Source organism: Marinilabilia rubra (assembly GCF_003121985.1).
GTDB lineage: Bacteria > Bacteroidota > Bacteroidia > Bacteroidales > Marinilabiliaceae > Marinilabilia > Marinilabilia rubra.
On sequence record NZ_QEWP01000023.1, the window covers coordinates 34257 to 57247 of the forward strand.

The window sequence follows — 22991 nt, forward strand, 5'->3', positions numbered from 1 at the left end:
CCAATTTTACCCGTAGTTGGCTTGCGTGGATCAACACCAGGTTTGGAAAACTTGTTTTAAAGATAATAGAAGAAGGAAATCAATCCATTTTTAAATCAGATTTTTCTGGCTGAACGGTCTGGAAGAATTACTTTGAATAAAGTAATGTTATTAATACTTAATCCAAAAAATAAAAAAAGATGCAACTCTTTATTTAAAAAAGTGCTAAATTTGATTGCTCAATTTAATGGTAAAAACTAAAATTAAATACATATTCTATGAAGCGATTTGGAATATTGATCGTAAGTGTTTGTCTGATGGCTTTTTGGATTGGGGCAGGGATAGTGAAAGCCCAGACAACAGCCCCTTCAGCTAAAGAACCCGTTGATTATGTGAATCCACTGATGGGAACTGATTCCAAGTTCAGCATGTCCAATGGTAATACCTATCCTGCTATAGCATTGCCATGGGGGATGAACTTCTGGACACCTCAGACTGCAGAGATGGGAGACGGATGGCAATATGCCTATGATGCTGATAAAATCCGTGGTTTTAAGCAAACGCATCAACCAAGTCCCTGGATGAATGATTATGGTAATTTCGCTTTGATGCCTGTTACCGGCCAGTTGAAGTTTGCCGAAAAGGAACGTGCAAGCTGGTTTTCTCATAAAGCAGAGGTCGCCAAGCCTCATTACTACAGTGTTTATCTTGCGGAGTATGATGTAACCACGGAGTTTACCACTACTGAGCGGGCTGTTCGTTTTCGTTTTACATTTCCCGAAAGTGACAGCTCCTATGTGGTCATCGATGCTTTTGACCAGGGCTCGTATGTTAAAGTAATTCCCGAAGAAAATAAAATCATAGGTTACTCAACAAGGAATAGTGGTGGAGTGCCTGAGAATTTCCGCAACTATTTTGTTGTGGAATTCGACAAACCATTTACATACACCTCTGTATGGGATAAAGATAAGCTGAAAGAGGGCGAAACGGAATTAACCGGTGAGCATGCCGGTGCAGTCATTGGATTTTCTACTCATAAAGGGGAAGTTGTGAATGCCAGAGTTGCTTCTTCATTTATCAGTAATGAGCAGGCTGAGCGCAATCTGGAGGAGATTGGAACCGATGATTTCGATAAGGTAAAGGCTAAAGGACGCGATATCTGGAACAAAGAACTGGGGCGTATGATTGTTGAAGGTGGTACATTGGATGAAACCCGTATTTTCTATTCTACGCTTTACCGCACGCTGCTTTTTCCCCGTAAGTTTTATGAATACGATGCCGACGGGAATATCGTGCATTACAGTCCGTATAATGGCGAAGTATTGCCGGGATATATGTTTACCGACAATGGTTTCTGGGACACCTTCAGAGCAGTTTTTCCGTTTTTTAACCTGATGTATCCTTCTTTAAATGAAAAGATTCAGGCAGGATTGGTTAATGCTTACAAAGAGAGTGGTTTTCTCCCTGAATGGGCCAGTCCGGGACACCGTTCAGTAATGATTGGAAATAACTCCGCTACTTTGGTTGCAGATGCCTATCTGAAAGGCCTGCGTGGCTATGATATGGAGACTTTGTACGAAGCCGTTTTACATGGCACAGAGAATGTGCATCCCGAAGTGGAAGCTACCGGTCGTTTGGGACATGAATACTATAATGAGTTAGGTTATGTGCCTTACGATGTGGGCATCAACGAAAGTGCTGCCCGTACTTTAGAGTATGCCTTTGCCGATTGGACCATCTGGAAACTGGCAAAAGAGCTGGACCGTCCTAAAAAAGAAATCAAACGTTTCAAAGAACGTAGTCAGAACTATCGCAAATTGTTTGATCCGGAAACCAATCTGATGCGGGGAAAGAATGAAGATGGTACGTTTCAGGATCCATTCAATCCGCTGAAGTGGGGAGATGCTTTTACGGAAGGTAATAGCTGGCACTACACCTGGTCGGTATTTCACGATGTTCAGGGCCTCATTAACCTGATGGGGGGAGAAGATACTTTTGTATCGATGCTGGATTCTGTATTCACCATGCCGCCTGATTTTGATGACAGCTACTATGGTTTTCCCATTCATGAGATTCGGGAAATGCAAATTGTAAATATGGGACAATATGCACATGGTAACCAGCCTATTCAGCATATGATTTACCTGTACAATTATGCCGGTCAGCCCTGGAAGGCCCAGTTTTGGGTGCGTGAGGTTCTGAATCGTCTGTATACGCCCGAACCTGACGGGTATTGCGGCGATGAAGACAACGGTCAAACTTCAGCCTGGTATGTTTTCAGTTCCATGGGATTCTATCCTGTTACCCCCGGAAGTGACCAGTATGTATTAGGTGCTCCCTTATTTCCCAAAATGACTGTGGAATTGGAGAACGGCAACAAGATTACTATTTCAGCACCTGATAATAGTAGCGAAAACCGTTACATCGATAAAATGTACATTGATGGCAATCCCTGGAACAAAAACTATGTCAATTATTATGAATTGATGGATGGTGCCTATCTGGAATTTGAAATGAGTGATACCCCTAATAAGTCACGAGGGACAGAGGAGGAAGCATATCCTTATTCATTTTCGGAAGGGAAGTGATTGGAAAAATTAATGAGGCAGAAGGCAGAAGTTGATAAGGTACTCCCTTGTCTGGGGTTGGAGCGAAAGGAAAGTTGAAGTTGTCCATATGGAATAAAACCGTAAGCATTTCATGTTGAGCGTAGTCGAAACATCTGTTTATCAAACGAACAGATTCTTCGACAAGCTCAGAATGACGTCAAATGTGGACTTTTCCGACAGCCTCCTTGACGGTCAAACAATATAATCTGGAGATTCTTAATATTAATGAAATACAGAATATCTAAAATCTTAGATCTAAACATCTAATAATCTATAATCTGCATTTAACAAAAAGCAGCTATGCAAAAAACAATTCTTTACCTTTTAGTACTTTTTCTGGCGGCCTGTAGTGCACCCAAAGAAAAGGTTCCGGTTCACGCCTGGATGGGTGGGCCCGGTGAAGCTACCGATCAGGAAATAGCTGATCATTTTGCCGACTTGAAACAAAAAGGCATTGATGCCCTGATGTACAACGGAGGTCATGATCCTGCAACTTACGACCGGGTGGGCAAACTTGCCCATGAAGCCGGATTGGAATTTCATGCCTGGATTCCTACCATGGTTCAGGGATATTCCGAAAAGCTGGATTCATCCTGGTACGCTGTCAACGGGGAAGGAAAATCTGCTCTTACCGATCCGGCCTATGTACCTTATTATACCTTTTTGTGCCCCAACCGCGAAGGAGTTTACAACTTTTTGGAAGATCTTTATGTGAGCGTCGCAAAGGTTAAAGACATTGACGGAGTACATCTCGATTATATCCGCTTTCCGGATGTGATTCTGGCCCGTGGTTTGTGGGATAAATACGGTCTGGTGATGGATCGTGAGTATCCTGAGTTTGATTACTGCTATTGCGATTCATGTGTGGCCGATTTCAAGGAAGAAACAGGCATTAATATCCGTGAAGAGGAAGATCCTTCCCAGGTTGAGGAATGGAAACAGTTCAGATATGATTTGATCACCAGTATCGTAAACAGGTTGTCGGATGCAGTTCATAAGGAAGGAAAAGAGATCTCTGCAGCGGTATTTCCAGGCCCCAATTCTGTTGCAAAGAAAATAGTGCGTCAGGAGTGGGATAAATGGAATCTGGATGCATTTTATCCTATGAATTACAATGATTTCTACCTCGAAGACCCTGCATGGGTTGGAGAAGTGACCAAAGAAGGGGTGGATGCCATAGGGGGCAAGGGAGAGCTTTATAGCGGTTTGTTTATTTGTCCCGATCCATCCAAAAAGAGCGATGAACCCGATCCTGAAAATCATGGCCTTACACCTGATCAGTTGGAAGAGGCCATCAAAGCTTCAATGACTAATGGGGCAGCAGGTGTTTGTTTATTTACCCCCGGAAGAATGACCGATAAACATTGGAAGGTTTTTTCTGATGCCATATATGAAGACTATTCAGAAGTGAATAATGATTAGATGATTTTTCATAGTTAGGTTAGGTTAAAGGCTGTCTGGTGGTTCGGACAGCCTTTTTTTATATTGAACAGAGAAATTTTTGTCTGATATTTCAATCAGCTGGAAGTTTTTAAAAATAAGTCAAATTCAGACGTTGCGGAGCCATTGCGAAAGGGCAGATGAATTCAGCCCGGGGTAACACCCTGGGGTACCGGACCAAGCTGAGAAAGCGCCTGAAATTAGTAAATGAATTTAGTAATTGTCACACTAGCCCAATACCAATAATCAGTGAGGCCATGAATATTAAGACTGACTTTTGCAGGAAAATAAATCCTATGCCAAGGCCAACCATGGTTGTGCCACCAATGACCCACGAGCTTTTGTTTTTACGTTTCATGATATTTGTTTTTAATTGTGTTGAGAAAGCGTTTTAGCAATAACCGGGCGTGTTTTTCGTATTCTTTCCATGTTCAGGTCCAGGCCTAACGGGCCCAGAGTGTTCTGAAAGTATTGATAGATCCCTTTTACGGCTTCAAAGGGTGCCTCAACCGATTGTTGAGCTGTGGAGCCGGCATTGTTTGCTATTGATTGGTCAACACCGTTTTCTAGCAACAATTCTACAATATCGGCACGACAAAAGAAGGCTGCAGTGTGAAGTGCGGTCGATCCGTCATTGTTAGTAAAATTAATATCAGCGCCTGCATTGATTAATAAGTTTGCAATTTCAGTCCGTCCAAACAAAGCAGCTGTAATAAGTGGACTTGAACCTCCGGATGCTTCTGCGATGTTAAGGTCGGAACCCGACTTGATGTACTCAATTACAGTGTTCGTATCATCTTTAATGACGGCGGCGTGCAAGCTGATTTCGGACTGTTCGGCTTGTGCATTGACCGGCGAGGGTGGCATTTTATCGGCTTTTACAGTGCGATTGCTACTGAAGGCAAAGCCAAACAGTACTGTCACTAAAATAACTGTGGAGGCCGTCTTCACATTTACCTTTTTTTGAAGGGTTGTTTTCCAGGCATAAAGTACCAGATTAGATAAAGCAAAGGTGGTAATCGCCAGTATAAAAAACTTAACCATTGCCGGAACCGGAACTTGTATTAACATCAGTGCCACAATTCCCATCACTATCATATGGATGATGTACACGTTGTAGGAATTGCGGTTCAGTTCATTTATTAACGGATTGGTTTTGTTGAAATATCTGCGGAAAGTAAAAAGCATTACGTGCAGTATACTCAACATTGACAATAAGGCAGTGGTATGATACACCAACCGGTCTGCAACGGGTGAAATGAAATAATAATTTCTCGCGGGATCTATCAGATTGAAGAACAGATTGAGTGCAACTACAGTATAAATGCCTATTGCAATTGTAAGTGCCACATTGGACAGGATGTAGTATTTTTTACTCCATGGGCGGTCAAACACCTTAAGTTTTGCACAAAGTGTCCCCAATAGAAATGAGAGAAAATAAATCCCCAGTCTTTCGTTTTGGAAATCGAAAAGGGCCGTGTGTGTCCAACCTGTCCAGCCATTCATGGAGATGACCATTCCATAAGTGGTTCCCAAAACCAGTGTTAAAATAACCCCTGTCTTTAATGATATCCGAAGAGTATATTTTTTAAGCCTTGAAGCCAACAGGTAAATCACCTGGAAGGAAAACAAAACGGGTAGAAACCACAACCAGTTTTGTGTGGGGTTGTTTGAGAAAATGGTCAAATCACTGCCGGCTCTTTCAAAGAAATGAAAGTAGGTAAACCACTCTTCCTGAGGCAACCCTCGTGAGTAAAGAAAGATGGCCTTATAGGCAGGTATCAGGGTGGATACAGCCAGGAGCCATGGTAACATAATGCGTTTGAATTTTGATCTAAACACCTGGCCCCGGGTTTTGCGTTTTAAAGAAAAAGGCATGAAGTAGCCGGCAACAAAAAAGATGCTGAACATTATAAAGAGGTCGAGATACAGACGTATCAAACCAATAGAATTGTTCTTTACTGGATCTACTACAATCCAGCTGTTTTCAAGAACGGCCTCGTAAACCAGACCTGCGTGTAACAGGACTACCAAAAAAATCAGAAAAGTTCTGAAATTGTCCAGGAAAAGAATTCGTTTCATAAGATTACATTTTTTGTTGGTTATTTGCTTTGCAGAACTCGCCATAAAAATCTACCCTTTGGTGGCAGATTTGAAAAGCCAGAGTTCCATGCTCGTTTCATCGCTTTAAGTTTTATCAACGATGTAAAGGTCCGTTAAACCGTGATGCAGGTGTAATCACAAAAAAAGAAAAGGATATCAGGTTTTATGCGGGCATGTGAATTATGACGCATCCCTATTAATTATGACGCAAACTATGTAGAAAGTGACTGTTTATTAGTTCCAAAACGATTTATTCGTACATTTGAAAAAAACCAGCTTTTCAGACAAACAAACTTTGCAATGCCCGAATATCGTAATACCGGTCAGGATTTTCTTCAAAAAATAACAGAGATTATCGAAGACAATATTTCCAATGAACAGTTTGGTGTTGCCCAACTGGCCGGAAAAACGGGTATGAGTCGGTCCAATTTACTGAGAAAGGTAAAGAAGCTTTCGGGTTTGTCGGTAAGTCAGTTTATCCGCCAGGTAAGACTAAAACAGGCCATGGAGTTGCTGAGGGAGACTTCTCTTACAACTTCCGAAACATCTTATCGCACGGGGTTTAGTAGTCTCTCGTATTTCATCAAGTGTTTTCGCGAATATTACGGATATCCTCCTGGTGAGGCTGTTAAAAGATGGTCTAAGGAAGAGGAAAAGGGCCCTCTTCCCGATGATACCGATTTTGTGGCGCCTGAAGTTAAAGATAAGAGCCGTTTTCTGACCAGAGGTGCCTCCGTTATTCTTGCCTCCATTTTGGGTGTGATGCTTTTAGGAGTTTCTATATATTATTCCCTGATTCATGAGGGCGATGAAAACCTCCCCAACGAGAAATCCATAGCGGTTTTGCCTTTTAAGAATGACAGCAACGACTCCACTAATGTTTATATCATTAACGGACTGATGGATGCCATCCTGAATAATCTTCAGAAAGTGGAAGACCTGAGAGTTATTAGCCGTACCTCAACGGAGAAATATCGTCATCAGAATAAATCAATAACTGAAATTGCTGAAGAACTGGATGTGCAGTACTGTGTGGAGGGAAGCGGACAAAAATCTGGCAACCAATTGCTACTGAACATTCAGCTGATTGATGCCCGCAGCGATAAACATTTGCTAAGCCGTCAATATAAGCGCGATGCCAATCATATTTTCGAACTTCAAAATGATGTGGCCAAAAGTATTGCCGATGAGATTGAAGTCATCGTAACTCCTGCCGAGGCCGCAAGGATGGAAAAGCGGCCGACGGATGACCTGGTGGCGTATGACTGGTTTTTGAAAGGGCGGCATTTATTGGAAACGGGGGATCGGAATAACATACAACAATCGGTTGAATGCTTTAGAAAGGCCATTGCCGTTGATGTGGAATTTGCCCGGGCCTACGCTGCAACCGGTATTGCTTTCTATTTTCTTGATCAGAATCAGGCCGAAAAACAATTTTCTGATTCCATCAGTTTCTACTCAGACAGGGCCATGTTTTTTGATCCCCACCTGCCACAAAGTCTTATCTCTAAAGGGTTGTATTACATGGAGACCGGGGAGTATGTTTTGGCAGAGCCTTATTTTGAAAAAGCCCTTGAATACAGTCCCAATAATGATCTGGCCATTATGTTTCTCATTAATTTGTATGTGAACTATTTGCCAAATACCCAAAAATATCTTGAATACGCCCTGCGCGGTTTGGAGTTGGATTTATCAGATTATGATTCCACCGTCGCAAGTTTTAATTATCTGCACATCAGTAATGCCTTTATTCAAAACGGTTTTGTGGGGGAGGCGGTGAAGTTTATCAATAAATCACTGGATTACAAACCGGATAATCTTTATTCAGAATATACTCGGGCCTATATTTTGTATGCGCAAAACCGGAATTTGAATCAGACGCGTGACCTCCTTCAGGAAACGTTACAAAAGGATACCAACCGGGTAGATGTCCTTCAGGAGGTTGCAAAAATCTATTATTATCAGAAGGATTTTGAAACTGCCTACCACTATTACAAAAAATACAATGCCTTGAAGACTGCCTTGAAAATGGATATTTATCCGGCAGAAAATGGTCGCATAGGTTATGTGTATGCGGAAATGGGACAGGAAGAAAAGGCACAGGAATATCTGGATGCTTTCAGAAAATATGCTGAGAAAGATCAATCGGTTTACAAACATGCCAATCTGGCTTTGTATTATTCTTATCAAAATAATGTGGAGGAAGCCTTGAGGCATTTCCGGTTATTTGCCAAAGAGGATCATTTTCATCTTTGGACCATCCTCTTTTTTGATAAAGACCCACTGGCTGAAAACTTGAAAAAAACACATGAGTTTAAGAAGTTTTTCAGACAGGTTGAAAAGACCTTCTACGAACAACATGAGAAAATGAAAATGGAATTGATGGAGGAAGGGGTGTTGTGAATATGGTGAAAGGGGTGAAGGGTGAAAAGGTGAAGGGGTGTGGAGGTTTAACATACTCTATAGTTTATCAGTTGAGCTGCAAGGAGCGAGGAGCATGGGGCAAAGAGAAAAGGTGGGATGGATGAAGGGTCAGAGGACTGATCTCAATTGGGCCTTCAGCCCGCCCAAAACCATTCCTCAAATTTACCCTAAAGCGTTGCCATTGGATTTAATTCATCCTTCAGCCCGGTTATCCGTATAAATGGCCATTAAAAATAGCAAGAATGGATAAGCTCGGCATGGTTATTAAATTATATCTTTGATTAGAAGACAAATTGATGATTAAAATGGAGATTTCTATCTCTCCATCCAACAGATTGAAGGCATGAAGGAGCTTACCAAAAATGAATATCACAAATCGGTCAATCGGGTTGTTGACTATATAAACCAACATTTGGATGAGCCCGTTGATTTAAAAACATTAGCCGGGATTGCTAATATTTCCGAATTCCATTTTCATCGAATTTTCAAAGCATTCGTTGGAGAGTCCATCGGTTCATATATTTCGCGTTTGAAGCTCGAATATGCGGCTGGTAAGCTTCAGTTAAGCGGTAATACGCTTTCAGAAATTGCCGAAAAGACAGGATATAGAAGTGAATTTTCATTGTCAAAAGCTTTCAGAAAGCATTTCGGAATCAATCCATCCGCTTTCAGAAATACGGAGACTTACTTTTCGTCTCATTTTCAACAACCCAATTATGATATTCCGGAATTAAATCCTGAATACATGGAGTTACAGGATAGGGACCTTTTATATATTCGTATCATATCTAAATATGGTTCATCTTCTGATTATGATAAGGCCTGGAGTAAATTGCTAAAATATGCGTCATTAAAAAACTTGCTTAAAGCAGATAGCGAATTTATCGGCTTAAGCTTCGATGATCCTAATATTACAGCTTCTGAAAAGTGCCGGTTTTATGCTTGTATTTCTGTTGACACCCCAGTAGACCCTGAGGGAGAGTTCGGTTTGCAAAGGATTGATGGTGGAAAATACGCTGTATTCACACTTAAAGGACCGTACTCTGGTTTGAATGCTTTATATCAGGCTGTTTATTTCCATTGGTTGCCCCGGACAAATGCTGAATTACGGCATGGTATGCCCTTTGAAAAGTATTTAAACAATCCTGATGAAGTAGAACCTTCTGATTTAATTACTGAGGTTTATTTACCCGTTCAGTGACAAAGGCAACTGTTGATAATTGGGTCTTTATGAAAATATTATATGAATCCTAACCTATAATACAAGAATTATGGAAGAAATACTGAGTCTGTCTCCCGAAAATATTGATAAGGAGCATATATGTTGTGCTTTTTCTGATAAAAAGTGCAAAGAAAGCTACGAGCTGAAAAAAGACTGGCTGAAGAAGGAATTTGAAAACGGGTATGTTTTTCGGAGAATTGATGCCCGGGCAAAAGTTTTTATTGAATATGGACCGGCCGAAAAAGGGTGGGTTCCGGTGGATGCTCCCGGATATTTGTTGATCAACTGTTTTTGGGTTTCCGGCAAATATAAAGGGAACGGATATGGTAAAGAGTTGTTGCGTTTGGCTGTTGAAGATGCTAAAAAACAGGGTAAAGTGGGTTTGGTGACAGTTACGGGCACCAAAAAATTTCATTTTATGAGTGATCCTAAATGGTTACTCAGGCAGGGATTTGAAGAAACACAAAAACTGTCATCAGGCTTTAGTCTGCTAACCCTTAAGTTGGAGCCCGAAGCTGATGATCCGAAGTTTAATGAATCAGCCTTGAGTGGTGTCCCGGAGAGTAAAGACGGATTGGTGGTTTATTATTCAAACCGATGTCCTTTTTCGGAGTACCATGTAAAAAATTCTCTGAAAGAAGCCGTTGACAAAAGAAACCTGCCTTTAAGAATTGTTAAGTTGGAATCGATGGAGCAAGCCCGGTCTTGTCCGTCACCTGCAACCATTTTCAGTCTGTTTTACAACGGAAAATTTATTACCACTGATATCAGTGCTTGTATGGACTCCCGTTTTGATAAAGTTATGAGTAAAGCAATTAAACTGGCTTAGAGGATAGAGGATAGAGCATGTGGAAAGGTGGGATGGTGGAAGGGTAGAAAGGTAATATAGTGTCGGTTTCATTTACTCAATAGTAATGCCCCGGGATTAGGCAGCGAGATTGAATGAGAGCCCTGAAAGGGCAGTTGAAATCCCTCAATAAATACGGTAGAATTCTTTCCCGCATCTGTGGGAATAAAAATCCTGCGGTTGAAAACCTTAACGCATCCATGTGAGGGGATTTCCGGCCGTAAAAAAAGCCCTCGCACCGGTGCGAGGACCAAATCTGCGATAAAAAAATCCCGCGAATCTGGGGGGAGTATCAAATCTGCCGTCAAAAAGTATTGCACATCCGCGGGAACACCAAATTTACGGTAGAAATCACATTCCCCTCCGTGCGAGCACATTTTTGATCATAGAAATTGTCTTAAAATGTGTGCGGGGCAGAAAAAAAACCGTCCGAAAACACAACCCGGGGCCGTAATGCACCTTTTGAGTCGCCGGGAAACTGAACTCATCCCGGTTATTGTTTTTTTATATCCACAAACTCTCCTTTAACTCATCTACAAAGGGCATCAGATGGTCAATATGAACATGCTCCATCAGCACAATCTTATACCAGTTGGGTTTTTTGTTGTGGGAATCGGGAACCAGACCAAACTTCCTGGCCAATTCGGGCTTGATATGTTTGCCTCGTATGGCTACTATATTTGAACTGGGGTGTCGATAGAAGTCCACTTTCATTTCCTTAAGCTGGTTGCATAGCCAGGTGGTACGGTAATTAAGGATATGGATTTTTTCGAACCAGTCATGCGGACCGTAAGTTTGAAGAATCATCCACACGGCAATGGCATTGGCTCCTGAGCGGCTACCTATCAGTGTGGCATCAAGACCGCTTACGTATTGGGCTTCATCGGTAAATACATTGTCGATTAATCCTTTTCGGGCAATGAAAATGCCTGTTCCAAAGGGGGCCTGAACCATTTTATGGGCGTCCAGCGTTACGGAACTCACCATCGGGTTTTGAAAAGTCATTTCGTCGTTGTCGGTGCTGAAAGGATAAACAAAGCCGCCATATGCACCGTCAAGGTGTACTTTAAACTTAACATTGGCATCCGTCAGGGCGTCAGTATAGGTATTGACTGAATCAACCGATCCAAACATGGTGGTCATCATATTGGCAACCACAATGAAATACTTCTTACCTTCTATTTTGGCAGCTTCAATTACCTGATCGAGAGCATCCGGGATGATTTCACGGGTGTCGTCGGCTACGGGGACATATTTTACATCCAGATTCAGTACATTACCGGCTTTGGGCATTGAATAATGGGAATCTTCCGTGCAAAGGATGCACATCTCATCATATTTGGCGTCAAAGAGTTTCTTAAACTGATTGCGGTAAATCCAGATGGCCTGGATATTGGCTTCGGTTCCTCCCGAGGCTACATAACCGTCATATTCGCCATGCGGACATTTGAGAATGTCTTCAGCCACAATGCTGATTAGCTCTTCCTCTAATTTCTGGGTTCCTGCAAAAAAGGGTTCCGATTCGCCCATGGTATGGCACCCAATGTGGTTTGGATTATCAATCATGGCCTTCAAAAACGGAGCATTGTTAAGATATCCGGTATCCATATTGAACACATTTTCATCCAGATGAGAGGCCGGAATGCCTAATATGGTTCGCTCATGATAGTCAACATTCTGACTTAACGCTGCATCAACTCTTTGTTTGATCTCGCTTTTGGTGAGTTTTTTCCAGTATTGCATGTGTCCTTTTTTATGCAAATGTAAGGGATTGCCAGGTTAAAAACATTGATAAATAATAGGGTGAGGAGGGTGGGATGGTAGAATGGTGAGAGGGTGGAATGGTGAAATGGGTCATAGGGGCAAAAGATGGATCTGTTGTCTATCTATCTAATATCTATCTATCTAATATCTGATGAGGTAAGGAGGGTGGAATGGTAGAATGGTGAGAAGGTGAATGGGGATGTGGCATTGAGCATGGGGTGCAAGGCCAAAAGGTTGAAAGCGACAGCCCTGGGTGAAGTCCCGGGAATAAGAACCGAGATAGAAAGGGAGCCTGGAAGGGGCGAAAGAAACTTTACGGGCTGAAGGCCCGGTTTAATATAGCCCATGGCAACGCCATGGGTTAGGGAGAATTGAGGAGGATTTCGCCCTGAAAGGGCAGATAGGAAGAATAGTCCGTAACATTTCGATCCTATGGATCTATGTTGGTTTAAAAAAAAAGACGCACGACCCGCATTCATTGGGGGCATGCGTCTCTAAAGTTCTATTCTCTAACTTCTAATCTCTATCTTCTGGCTTCTAGCCTCTATCTTCTAACCTCTAATCTCTAACCTCTAACCTCTATTTAGCCGGCTCATCACCCAGATAAAACTTCAGTCCTCCTTCACGAATAAGCTCTTCATGCGAGATAAAGAACTTCCGTAAAGGTTTGCCGCCCATTTCCGTCTTTTGGATGTAGATGTTATCGGCTGAATTGTTTTCTGTTTCAATTACAATGCGGTCGTTGGCAAAATATTCATCATCGAGATGTATGGTCACTTTGTCGAATACCGGAGAGCTGAGTGTATACATCGGATCGCCCGGGGTAATGGGATAGAAGCCCATCATACTGTACATAAGCCAGGCACTCATAGTTCCTGTATCGTCATTGCCTGGCAGTCCGCCGGGACCGGTATGGAAGTAACGGTCCACACAATCGCGCACGGTTCGCTGGCTCCGCCACTCTTCGCCTTTTACATAGTTGAAAAGGTAAGGGTAGCCCATGTCAGGCTCGTTACCCATATCGTACAACGAGTCGCGAAATGTTTTTTCCAGTTGCTGAACAAATCGCTTTTTGCCCCCCATCAGTTTGGTAAGTCCCTTTACATCGTGTGGCACAGAGAAAGAGTACTGCCATGAATTGCCTTCATGGAAACCATGCACAGGTTCGAAGTTCTCGCCCTGCATGGGATCAAAACCGGGCATGAAAGAACCATCCTCTTCAACAGGTCTCAGCAAATCGTACTCAGGATCAAAATACTTTTTGTACCCCAATGAGCGTTCGTAAAGCATTTTGTAGTCGTCTTTTTTGCCCATGGCTTTGGCAAGTTGAGCCAGACTGTAATCCGCCACATAGAATTCCAATGCCTGCGATACCGAGTTGTCAAAACTGTCGCGGAAAGGGATGTAGTGGTTTTCCATGTAGAAGTCATTATCGGGGCGCAAAAAGTTGACACTTCCTGGCGAAGTGGCCGACTTCATCATGCCTTCGTAAGCCGTTTCAATGTCAAAATCTTTGAGACCTCTCAGGTAGGAATCGGCCAAAACTATCAATGCCGGATCGCCGTTCATTACATGTGTCTCCCGGCTGTAAAGTTCCCACTTGGGAAGCCAGCCGCTTTCCTTATACATTTCTACCATCGACCGGAGCATGTCAGTCTGTTGTTTGGGGTATACCAAGGTCAGAAACGGATGCACATTCCGGTAGGTATCCCAAAGTGAAAAGACCGTGTGACGATTGCCTTTTTCCGCTTTTAGTATTTCTGAAGATTCCATGGCCGGATATTCACCATTTACATCCTGCAGGATATTGGGGTGGATGAGTAAATGATAAAGAGCCGTGTAGAACTTGGTTTTGTCGGCCTTGGTGCCACCTTCCACTTCAATTTTTGAGAGTTGCTTATTCCAGCTGTCTCTGGCTTTTTGTGCGGTGCCTTCAAAATCAAATCCGGACTGTTCTGCATTGAGGTTTTCCCGGGCATTTTCGATGCTTACGTACGAAATACCAACTTTGGCTTGAATGGTTTCTCCTTTTTCTGTGTCAAACGTAAACCAGCCGCCAATCTGCTCTCCGGCCAATTCGCGGAAGTATTTTTCATAAATCTTAAATTTTCCGCTGGTAGATGACCATTGATGACGGGCTCCCGGAAGACGGGGCTGCTTTTTCCAGTAACCATGCTTTTTTGCAGGTTTGCTGAACTTTACAACAAAGTAAACCGGTACTACTGCATCCGGATTGTAACAAAAGGTACCCATCAGCTTGTAACCTTCCACTTCACTGTCTGAAACCATCTTCATAAAAGCTCCCGACTCGTTGGTGAGTCCATGTCCCAGGTTGAGCAGAATATTGGATTGTCCTTCCGGAAAGGTGTAACGACTCAGACCGGTTCGCGTGGTGGCCGTAGCCTCTGCTTTGATGGCATAACGGTCCAGAAAAGCGGAATAATAACCGGGCCTGGCGACTTCCTCACTAAGTGGCGTACCGTACTTATTGAAATCAACCTCAAGTTCTCCGGTAGTTGGCATAAGTATGATGCTACCTAAGTCGGGACATCCCACACCACTCAGATTAACATGCGAAAAGCCCGTCATTAGTGAGTTGTTATACACGTAGGGATTGGAACACCAGCTGTCGGTGTTGGAATATTCATTGCCTTCATGTGGCGTTACGTTGTAGGGCACTACTGATACCATACCCCAGGGGACTATGGGGCCCGGGAATGTGGCTCCGAAATTAGATGTGCCAATGAAAGGATTGACGAATGAAGCAGGATCCTGTGCTTTGGCGGGCGACAGGATTAAAGCCAGCATCACCATTCCCGATGCAAGATACCGGGCGATGGCGTGATTATTGGCTTTTTTCGGATTGTTTGTTCTGGTGTTCATCCTGATTATTTGTTTAAAAGGTTTTTGTTTTGTAAAACGCAAAGACGCGATGACGCAGAGTTTTGGTTTTTATCCGGCTTTACCGGATGTATTATTTAACCACAGAGGACACAGAGAATCGCAAAAGAGGATTTTCACAATAATCTCTGTGTCTCTCAGTGTCCTCTGTGGTTATAAATCCTTTTCGGGCAAAGCCTGAAAAATTTAAAAAGCATCCACCAAAGAGCGGATGTTTAGTTTTTCTTCAAAGTCTGTTATTTCCTCTTCGGTTTCAAAAACAACGGTTTTCTCTTCTCCCGGAATCAACTCAAAGAAATTATCTGTCCACCAACCTTCTGTTTCCGGAATCTGAAGCTGAACATTACGGGCCACTGCCTCAGAAAAAACAGTTACGGCATAGCCTTTTTCGGTTTTCTCAACAGAACCATTGATGTTGGCATTTGGCAATTTTAAGTCTTTGGGCAATGCAAAGTACAAATAATTGCTTGCCAGTATCTCGCCATCCTGCTCCAACTCTGCTTTCAAAACAGATTTGGCAGGAGTGGCTCCCTTCAGGAATTCATTTTTCGCCACATTGATCACTTCCCTGCTCGAATTGGCTGGTAGTTCAATCTTATGGTCGTTTTGATTGATGAGGTTGCCATCAAAGTCGTAAAGTGACAATTTTAAGGTCCCTGAAACAGACTTCAGCTCATCCGATACCAATGTTACTTTTACCCGGCCATTTTCTTCAAATGGCGAAACAAATATCTGACCGTAAACTTTACGTGCATAATAATGCAGGGCTTTCCAGTTGCCATAATAATCGCGGCTCGACCATGAGACCACCGGCCAGCAGTCGTTGAACTGCCAGTACAGGGTGCCCATGTTGTAAGGCTTAGCCCGACGATGGGCAGCGATGCCATCCATCATACCTTCAGCCTGTAAAATCTGACTCACATATACAAACGATTCAAAATCTTTTGGCTCCGGATACCATCGGTCCATATAGGTTTTAATGGTTTTGTTTCCTGTGGGGTGTTTTTGGTGCACCTGCATCACGTCCGACCATAAACTTCTGTCTTCCGGCAGGGAAAATGATTTAATGGTCTCCCATGGAGGAAATGCCTGAAAGCCGAATTCACTCATAAAACGGCTGACCTTCTTGCGATACATGCTGAAAGGCTCCATGCCCCACCAAACACCCCAGTAATGGTTATCGCCTGTGGTCAGGGATTCTTCATGTCCCCAGCCATAAGACGGGGAGGAGGGCCAGTAATCTCTTGATGGATCCTGGTTATCTAATACGGCAGGAATTATCTCATGAAAAATGGTTTGGTAATTTTTCCATACTTCCAGACTGTCCTCTCTTGAGTAGCCGAGTCGCTTTTGCCAGCCCCAGTCGAACCAACCGTTGCGTACCTCATTGTTGCCACACCAGATTGCCAGGGAGGCATGGTTTCTGAGACGCACCACATTGTCTTCAACTTCTTTCTCTACGCTTTTGAGGAAGGCTTCATCGCCCGGATACATGGCACAGGCGAACATGAAATCCTGCCAGACCAGGATGCCGTTTTCATCACACAAATCATAAAAGACATCGTCTTCATAAATTCCACCTCCCCATACACGCAGCATGTTGTAATTGGCTTTTACGGCATCGCGGATAGCACCCTCGTAATCGGCACGGGTTAGTCGCGACGGAAAACTCTCAAGTGGAATGAAATTGGCGCCTTTGGCAAATACCGGCTCGCCGTTAAGGTGAAATTCAAATGAGCGGCCGACTTCATCGTCCTTTTGAATCAGTTCGATCGTACGGACACCAATTCGTTCATTTCGAACTTCTTTTCCTTCAGAGGTGCTGAGTTTAATGTCAACGTTGTAAAGGTGAGGTTCACCCAGTCCGTTGCTCCACCAAAGCTTTGGTTGTGGAATCTCAAAGTCGAGAGTGACTTTATTGTTACCATTTTTAAAAGACAGGGTTTGTGATGCGCTGGTGAATTTGCCATCAGGACTGGAAATTGTTACGGTTCCCTGTGTTGGAGCAACCGCTTCAACATTGACGTCGGCTTTCAAAAGGGCTTTGTCATCATCAATGCTGAGGGTACGAATAAAGGTGTTGTTGATGCGAGCGTGATGCCACATTTTCAGGTAAACCGGTTTCCATATGCCTGAGGTGATGAGGCGCGGTCCCCAGTCCCATCCAAACTGGTAGGGTGCTTTCCGGGAGTGAATACGTTCATCTTCAGGCAGCGTATATGGAAGTTTTGCGGCTTGTTCATCGTTGTAATCTTCGGGGGACCGGAAGTAGATTTCCAAATCATTTCCACCCTCCTTTAACATGTTCGTTACATCAACCGTGAAGGTACGGAACATATTGTGCCCCTTAAGGATTTCTTTGTCATTCAGCTTTACAGTGGCATGCGTATCCAATCCCTTAAAGACCAATTCTATAGCTTGATGAGCCTTTTCTTTGGCCGTCACCTCAAAGGTTGTCCGGTAAATCCAGTCCTTTTCACTGATCCACTGCACAGAGTCTTCATTTCCCCGGTAAAACGGATCTTCAATTACTTCATTGTCCATCAGATCTGTGTGCACACACCCCGGAACTGTTGCTTTGTGCCATTCCTGAAGATCGGCCTGTTTAAATTTCCAGTTGGTATGAATTTCTTTTTGAGTAACCAATTCCTCTTGTGATGACCCGCAGCTGCTTAGTGCCATTGCCATCATTACCGGTATGATAAATAAGTTTCGTATCATTTTTTATGTCGTTAGATGTTTGATTAATTGGTTATGGAAAAGGTCTTTAATATATTCAGATGTTCTCAAATGGTTATTCTTTCGCCCATTCAGAGCTCTCATTCTAACGCACCTTCAAATCCCGGAGCTTCATCCCGGGCTATTTGCTTTCAGGCCGTTGGCCTTTTCTCTATACTGAATACTGATTACCGACCACTAACTCACTCCATGCCCATGTAAATGAGTGAATGAAGGATTGAGTGAATGAGTACCCTTCCACCTTTCATCTTATCGCCAAAGCTGCTCATTCGGTATTTCACTCATCTCAAACTTCAAAGTTCCGCCGTTTGATAGCTCCTCATGGGTAATCCATGGGCGTTCCAGTTTTTCTCCATTCAATTTTACCGATTGGATATACATGTTTTCTGTACTCACGTTGGGAGCTTCAACTGTAAAGGTTTTATTGTCTTCCACTTGTATGGTAGCTTTTTTCCAAAGTGGTGAGCCAATGTGATATTTACCATCGGCAGGATTGACAGGATAAAATCCCATTGAGCTGAAAACAAACCAGGATGACATTTGTCCGCAATCTTCATTTCCACAATGGCCATTGGGAACCGGCTTATACATATTGGTAAGGATTTGACGAACTCTCTTCTGGGTTTTCCACGACTCCCCGGTGTAATTATACAGGTAAGCAACGTGATGGCTGGGTTCGTTGCCATGAGCATACTGGCCTATCATACCGGTGCTAAAGATCGGAAGGTCGGCATCAGGTCCGGGAGAGAAGGTAAACATGCTGTCGAGTCTTTGACTGAATCGTTCATCGCCCAGTTTTTCGCGCAAACCTTCAATATCTTGTGGTACGAACCAGAAATAATGCCAGCCATTGCTTTCGCAGAAATCCTGTGTGTATTCACGTGGTACAAAATGATCAATGAATGCTCCCGAGGCTTTTTTGGGCCGCATAAAACCGGTTTGAGGATCGAAGTGGTTTTTCCAGTTATTGGCCCGCTTCATGAAATAATCGTAATCCTTGTCTTTACCAAGGGCTTTAGCGAACATGGCAATGCACCAGTCGTCATAAGCATATTCCAGAGTTTTGGAAACTGACCAGTTTTCGTGATCTTCAGAAAGTGGTACATATCCCAGTTCCCGGTATTCTTTGATGCCATGACCATCCGACATGGCATTGGACAAACATGCCTCATATGCTTCTTCTGCATCAAATCCTCCAATGCCTTTAAAATAGGCATCTACAATAACCGGAACGGCATGGTACCCAATCATCATATTGGTTTCATTGCCCTGCATCGACCACACAGGTAAAAGTCCTGTTTCCCGGTAATGGCTCAGCATCGACTGGATCATGTCAGGAACCCTGTCGGGATGCATGATTGTGTAAAGCGGATGAGCAGCCCTGAAGGTGTCCCATAAAGAGAATGTGTCGTATTTGTCGTAGCCTTCAGCTTTGTGGATTTTTCCGTCGGCACCTTTGTAATGGCCGGTTGCATCGCTGTAAAGGGTGGGGGCGAGCATGGACTGATAAAGACCGGTGTAAAAAGTTTCTTTCCAGGTTTGGTTGTCCGATTCCACTTTGATTTTATTCAACTCTTTTTCCCATTGGTTGGAAGCCGATTTACGGAGGTCTTCAAAACACCATTTTGGAGCTTCTTGTTTGATGGCAAGCCGGGCGCCTTCTTTTGCGGCACTCGATATCCCAAGTTTGACCACTACTTTTTCGTTTTCAGAAGTTTTGAAACGCAGATCCACTTTTGTGTGTTGAGCTTTAACGCTGTCTCCAACCACTTTTTTCTCATCATTGAAAAGAGTGGCTGTATCAAATGGTTTGGAGAACTTTGCAACAAACCATACCCTTTGATCGGGTGCCCAGCCTGAAGAAAACCGGTATCCGGAAATGGTTTGGTTGTCTTCGATGGTGATGCTTGTAATAACCGGACTGTCCCAGTTGAGTGCATAGCCCAGATCAATGATGAAGCCTGAGTTTTCATCCTCAGGAAAAGTGTATTGATGGATTCCGGTACGTTTAGTGGCCGAAAGCTCAGCATTAATGCCATAATCCTGGAGAAAGACCTGGTAATAACCGGGTTCTGCATGTTCATTGTTATGGGAGAACAGGGAGTAGGGACGATTCCCGTTTTCGGGAGTTGTTTTGGTAGCTCTGCTGTTTACAGGGGTGAGTAAAATATCGTATAAGTCTCCGGCCCCTGTGCCTGTAAGGTGTAAATGGCTGAAACCTGTAATAATACTATCCGGCCAGAAATAACCGGCAATCCGGTCCCATCCTGAATATCCGATATCAGGACTTAACTGAACCATACCAAAAGGAACGGTCGCCCCCGGATAAGTATTACCTGGTCCGTCGGTTCCCATAAACGGGTTGACAAATCTCGTTAATCTTTCTTCAGAATCAGTCTTTTGGCTACAGCTATTAACTGTAAACAAAAGTATAAGCAGGGTGGGCAGTAAAAGACCGGAATACCTCATGTTCTTTTTAATTGAAAATAGAGAAAAGGCATTCTCAAAAGGATGCCTTTTCTCATTTTTGATTGTTGTCCTATATATTAATTCTAAACCCTAGAAATTAATCAGTGTTTTGTGGGTGAGGGCTTAATCTTTAGCGTGTTTCCGGAAGCCTTTCAATTGGTCTGGCTTCTGGTGCAGTTCCGAATTCTTTATTGGGAGTGGCTCCCATCTCAAACTCCAGTTTGCCACCGCTCATAATTTCATCATAAGTGATATATGTGCGCTCCAATGGATTGCCATTAAGTTGGGCTGACTGGATATAGATGTTCTCTGAACTGTTGTTATGAGCTACCATTGTAAATGTTTTGCCCTCGGGTAAATCAATGGTGGCTTTGTCAAGTTCAGGAGATCCTAAAACAAAGACAGAGCTGGATGGATTGACCGGATAAAAGCCCATGGAGGAGAGAATGTACCAGGCAGACATCTGACCACAATCTTCGTTGCCAATCAATCCGTCAGGCTGATCGGTATAAAATTCCTCCATAATGTAGCGGATCTTTTCAGCGGTTTTCCATTGACTACCCACGTAAGCATACATGTAAGCTGCATGGTGACTAGGCTCATTCCCTTGAGCATATTGACCAATGAGTCCTGTTATATCTGCGGACGCTTTTTCGCCCATATCACCGGTGGCCACAAAGAAGCTGTCAAATTTTGCTTCAAAAGCATCTTCGCCACCCATCAATTCGATGAGACCATTTACATCATGGGGAACCAGCCAGGTGTATTGCCATGAGTTGCCTTCGGTGAAATCACCCACTTCGTGAACCGATTTAAAAGGATTGAATGGTTCGCGGAAGTTGCCATCGCTCATGATGGGACGCATAAACCGGGTTTCCGGATCGAAGTACTTCTCATAAGCTTTGGAACGCTTCTGGTAATATTCTGCCTTTTCTGTGTCCCCCATTTTCTCTGCAAACCTTGCAATGGCCCAGTCAGAAATAGCATATTCCAATGCTTTGGAGACCGACTCTTTTTCTTTGTCTGCTGGAATGTAACCTCTCTCTTTGATGTAGTCAAGGCCAAATTCATCATTCATGGACGTAGCCACAACAGATTCAAATGCCAGTTTCTCATCAAACCCGTTAAATCCTTTAAAAAAGGCATCAGCAACCACAGGAACGGCGCTATAACCTACCATGCAGTTGGTTTCGTTACCCATCAGGTGCCAAACAGGCAGTTTCCCCTGATGCTCATATATGGCCAACATGGAATTTATCATATCGTTAACCTTCTCTGGCTGAACAATGGTAAACAACGGGTGATTGGCCCGGTAGGTATCCCAGAGGGAAAACACTGAGTAATTGTCAAACCCGGGGTTTTTGTAAATTTTTTTGTCGGTACCGCGATAAGTGCCATCGTGATCATTGAAAAGAATGGGAGCAATGAAAGAATGATACATTGAGGTGTAGAAGGTCCGTTTTACAGATTCGTCTGAATCCTCAATCTTAATTTTCGAAAGCTCTTTGTTCCATTTTTCTTTGGCTTCAGACTGTACCTGAGCAAAGTTCCAGTGAGGAATTTCACTTTCGATGTTTTTTAATGCTGCTTCGTGGCTTACGGGAGAAATACCCACTTTCAGGTTAATGGTTTCCCCGTTTTTTGTGTTGTAAGTCAGTACGCCTGCAACATCGCGCCCTTCTGCTTCAGTTCCGGAAATCTCTTTGTCATTGGCATGCAATTCAAGTTTCTCAACGGGTTTTGAAACAACAATGGCATAATACAATTCCTGATCTTCGGCCCATCCTTTTGAATGTCTGAATCCGGCCAGGGTTGTATCATTGAGTTGAATCAGTTTGGTATTTACCGGACTGTCCCATCCAATGCCCAATTCAAGGTTAATGGCAATTCGTGAATTTTCATTCTCCGGGAAAGTGTATTGATGAAAGCTAACCCTTTCGGAAGCTGTTAGTTTTACGTTGATGTCATAATCCAGTAAATCCACTTCGTAAAAACCGGGTTCAGCCGCCTCCCGGTCGTGGGAGTACATGGAGGCATAACCACTCAACGGTTCCTTAATGTTTCCGGGGGTGAAAAACAGTTCTCCGGTGTAAGGAGTGATCAGTACATCGCCAAGGTCTCCAATTCCGGTTCCGCTAAGGTGGAGCTGCGAGAAACCTGTCATTATGCTGTCGGAATAATGATAGCCTGAACACCAGTCCCAGCCTTTGATGTAGTTCGTGGGACCGGGCTGAACGGCACCAAATGGAACATTGGCACCAAGGAAAACATGTCCGTGGTAATCTGTCCCAATGTATGGATCTACATATTTTGTGTAATCTTCATCTGCAGGGGCTGATGAGTTTTGTGGTCCGGCACAAGCCGAGAGCAGGAAAAGGGCAGGAAGGGCCCACCTCACCATCAGGGAGAATCCTAAACCGGCTTTTCTCTTTTTGTCTGCGAAGTTTGAAAGCTTAAACATGGTCGGATGTTTTTGTATGAAATTTATGAAAAC

Annotated in this window: 12 protein-coding genes; 5 read left to right on the plus strand and 7 right to left on the minus strand. The window is 43.4% G+C overall.

Annotation, left to right across the window (positions count from 1 at the left end; genetic code table 11):
* Nucleotides 1-257 precede the first annotated feature (257 nt).
* Together DDZ16_RS18525 and DDZ16_RS18530 are read left to right on the plus strand one after the other, a co-directional pair.
* A complete protein-coding gene (locus tag DDZ16_RS18525) occupies nt 258-2567 on the plus strand; it encodes a GH92 family glycosyl hydrolase (RefSeq protein ID WP_109265977.1) in 2310 nt (769 codons plus the stop codon).
* Between the two features lie 321 nt (nt 2568-2888).
* On the plus strand, nt 2889-4010 hold the full coding sequence (locus tag DDZ16_RS18530) for a glycoside hydrolase family 10 protein (RefSeq protein WP_109265978.1): 1122 nt from the start codon (nt 2889-2891) through the stop codon (nt 4008-4010).
* A gap of 387 nt (nt 4011-4397) precedes the next feature.
* On the opposite strand, the gene DDZ16_RS18540 is transcribed toward DDZ16_RS18530, so the two are convergent.
* Nucleotides 4398-6110: an acyltransferase family protein gene (locus tag DDZ16_RS18540; RefSeq protein ID WP_158275706.1), complete on the minus strand. Its 1713-nt coding sequence runs from the start codon at nt 6108-6110 to the stop codon at nt 4398-4400.
* 321 nt (nt 6111-6431) lie between these two features.
* Between DDZ16_RS18540 and DDZ16_RS18545 the strand changes: the two genes are divergently transcribed.
* The 3 genes from DDZ16_RS18545 to DDZ16_RS18555 all read left to right on the plus strand — a co-directional run bounded on the left by DDZ16_RS18545 (nt 6432) and on the right by DDZ16_RS18555 (nt 10606).
* Nucleotides 6432-8534: a helix-turn-helix domain-containing protein gene (locus DDZ16_RS18545; protein WP_109265981.1), complete on the plus strand. Its 2103-nt coding sequence runs from the start codon at nt 6432-6434 to the stop codon at nt 8532-8534.
* 364 nt (nt 8535-8898) lie between these two features.
* Complete coding sequence (locus DDZ16_RS18550) at nt 8899-9756, plus strand: AraC family transcriptional regulator (RefSeq protein ID WP_109265982.1); 858 nt, start codon at nt 8899-8901, stop codon at nt 9754-9756.
* 70 nt (nt 9757-9826) lie between these two features.
* Complete coding sequence (locus DDZ16_RS18555; protein ID WP_109265983.1) at nt 9827-10606, plus strand: N-acetyltransferase; 780 nt, start codon at nt 9827-9829, stop codon at nt 10604-10606.
* Between the two features lie 522 nt (nt 10607-11128).
* Here DDZ16_RS18555 and DDZ16_RS18565 read toward each other — a convergent pair.
* The 6 genes from DDZ16_RS18565 to DDZ16_RS18585 all read right to left on the minus strand — a co-directional run bounded on the left by DDZ16_RS18565 (nt 11129) and on the right by DDZ16_RS18585 (nt 22958).
* On the minus strand, nt 11129-12367 hold the full coding sequence (locus DDZ16_RS18565) for a pyridoxal phosphate-dependent decarboxylase family protein (RefSeq protein WP_109265985.1): 1239 nt from the start codon (nt 12365-12367) through the stop codon (nt 11129-11131).
* Between the two features lie 158 nt (nt 12368-12525).
* A complete protein-coding gene (locus DDZ16_RS20790) occupies nt 12526-12735 on the minus strand; it encodes a hypothetical protein (protein ID WP_158275707.1) in 210 nt (69 codons plus the stop codon).
* Nucleotides 12736-12967: 232 nt separating this feature from the next.
* Nucleotides 12968-15271: a GH92 family glycosyl hydrolase gene (locus DDZ16_RS18570; protein ID WP_232526816.1), complete on the minus strand. Its 2304-nt coding sequence runs from the start codon at nt 15269-15271 to the stop codon at nt 12968-12970.
* Nucleotides 15272-15475: 204 nt separating this feature from the next.
* Nucleotides 15476-18010 (minus strand): beta-mannosidase, encoded by a 2535-nt coding sequence (locus DDZ16_RS18575; protein ID WP_109265986.1) that lies wholly within the window; start codon nt 18008-18010, stop codon nt 15476-15478.
* Nucleotides 18011-18277: 267 nt separating this feature from the next.
* On the minus strand, nt 18278-20497 hold the full coding sequence (locus DDZ16_RS18580) for a GH92 family glycosyl hydrolase (protein ID WP_109265987.1): 2220 nt from the start codon (nt 20495-20497) through the stop codon (nt 18278-18280).
* Between the two features lie 130 nt (nt 20498-20627).
* Complete coding sequence (locus DDZ16_RS18585; protein WP_109265988.1) at nt 20628-22958, minus strand: GH92 family glycosyl hydrolase; 2331 nt, start codon at nt 22956-22958, stop codon at nt 20628-20630.
* Nucleotides 22959-22991: the final 33 nt, after the last annotated feature.

Coding starts and splice junctions, on each gene's coding strand:
- DDZ16_RS18525 (WP_109265977.1), top strand. CDS start 258: ATGAAGCGATTTGGAATATTGATCGTAAGTGTTTGTCTGATGGCTTTT.
- DDZ16_RS18530 (WP_109265978.1), top strand. CDS start 2,889: ATGCAAAAAACAATTCTTTACCTTTTAGTACTTTTTCTGGCGGCCTGT.
- DDZ16_RS18540 (WP_158275706.1), bottom strand. CDS start 6,110: ATGAAACGAATTCTTTTCCTGGACAATTTCAGAACTTTTCTGATTTTT.
- DDZ16_RS18545 (WP_109265981.1), top strand. CDS start 6,432: ATGCCCGAATATCGTAATACCGGTCAGGATTTTCTTCAAAAAATAACA.
- DDZ16_RS18550 (WP_109265982.1), top strand. CDS start 8,899: ATGAAGGAGCTTACCAAAAATGAATATCACAAATCGGTCAATCGGGTT.
- DDZ16_RS18555 (WP_109265983.1), top strand. CDS start 9,827: ATGGAAGAAATACTGAGTCTGTCTCCCGAAAATATTGATAAGGAGCAT.
- DDZ16_RS18565 (WP_109265985.1), bottom strand. CDS start 12,367: ATGCAATACTGGAAAAAACTCACCAAAAGCGAGATCAAACAAAGAGTT.
- DDZ16_RS20790 (WP_158275707.1), bottom strand. CDS start 12,735: ATGGGCTATATTAAACCGGGCCTTCAGCCCGTAAAGTTTCTTTCGCCC.
- DDZ16_RS18570 (WP_232526816.1), bottom strand. CDS start 15,271: ATGAACACCAGAACAAACAATCCGAAAAAAGCCAATAATCACGCCATC.
- DDZ16_RS18575 (WP_109265986.1), bottom strand. CDS start 18,010: ATGATACGAAACTTATTTATCATACCGGTAATGATGGCAATGGCACTA.
- DDZ16_RS18580 (WP_109265987.1), bottom strand. CDS start 20,497: ATGAGGTATTCCGGTCTTTTACTGCCCACCCTGCTTATACTTTTGTTT.
- DDZ16_RS18585 (WP_109265988.1), bottom strand. CDS start 22,958: ATGTTTAAGCTTTCAAACTTCGCAGACAAAAAGAGAAAAGCCGGTTTA.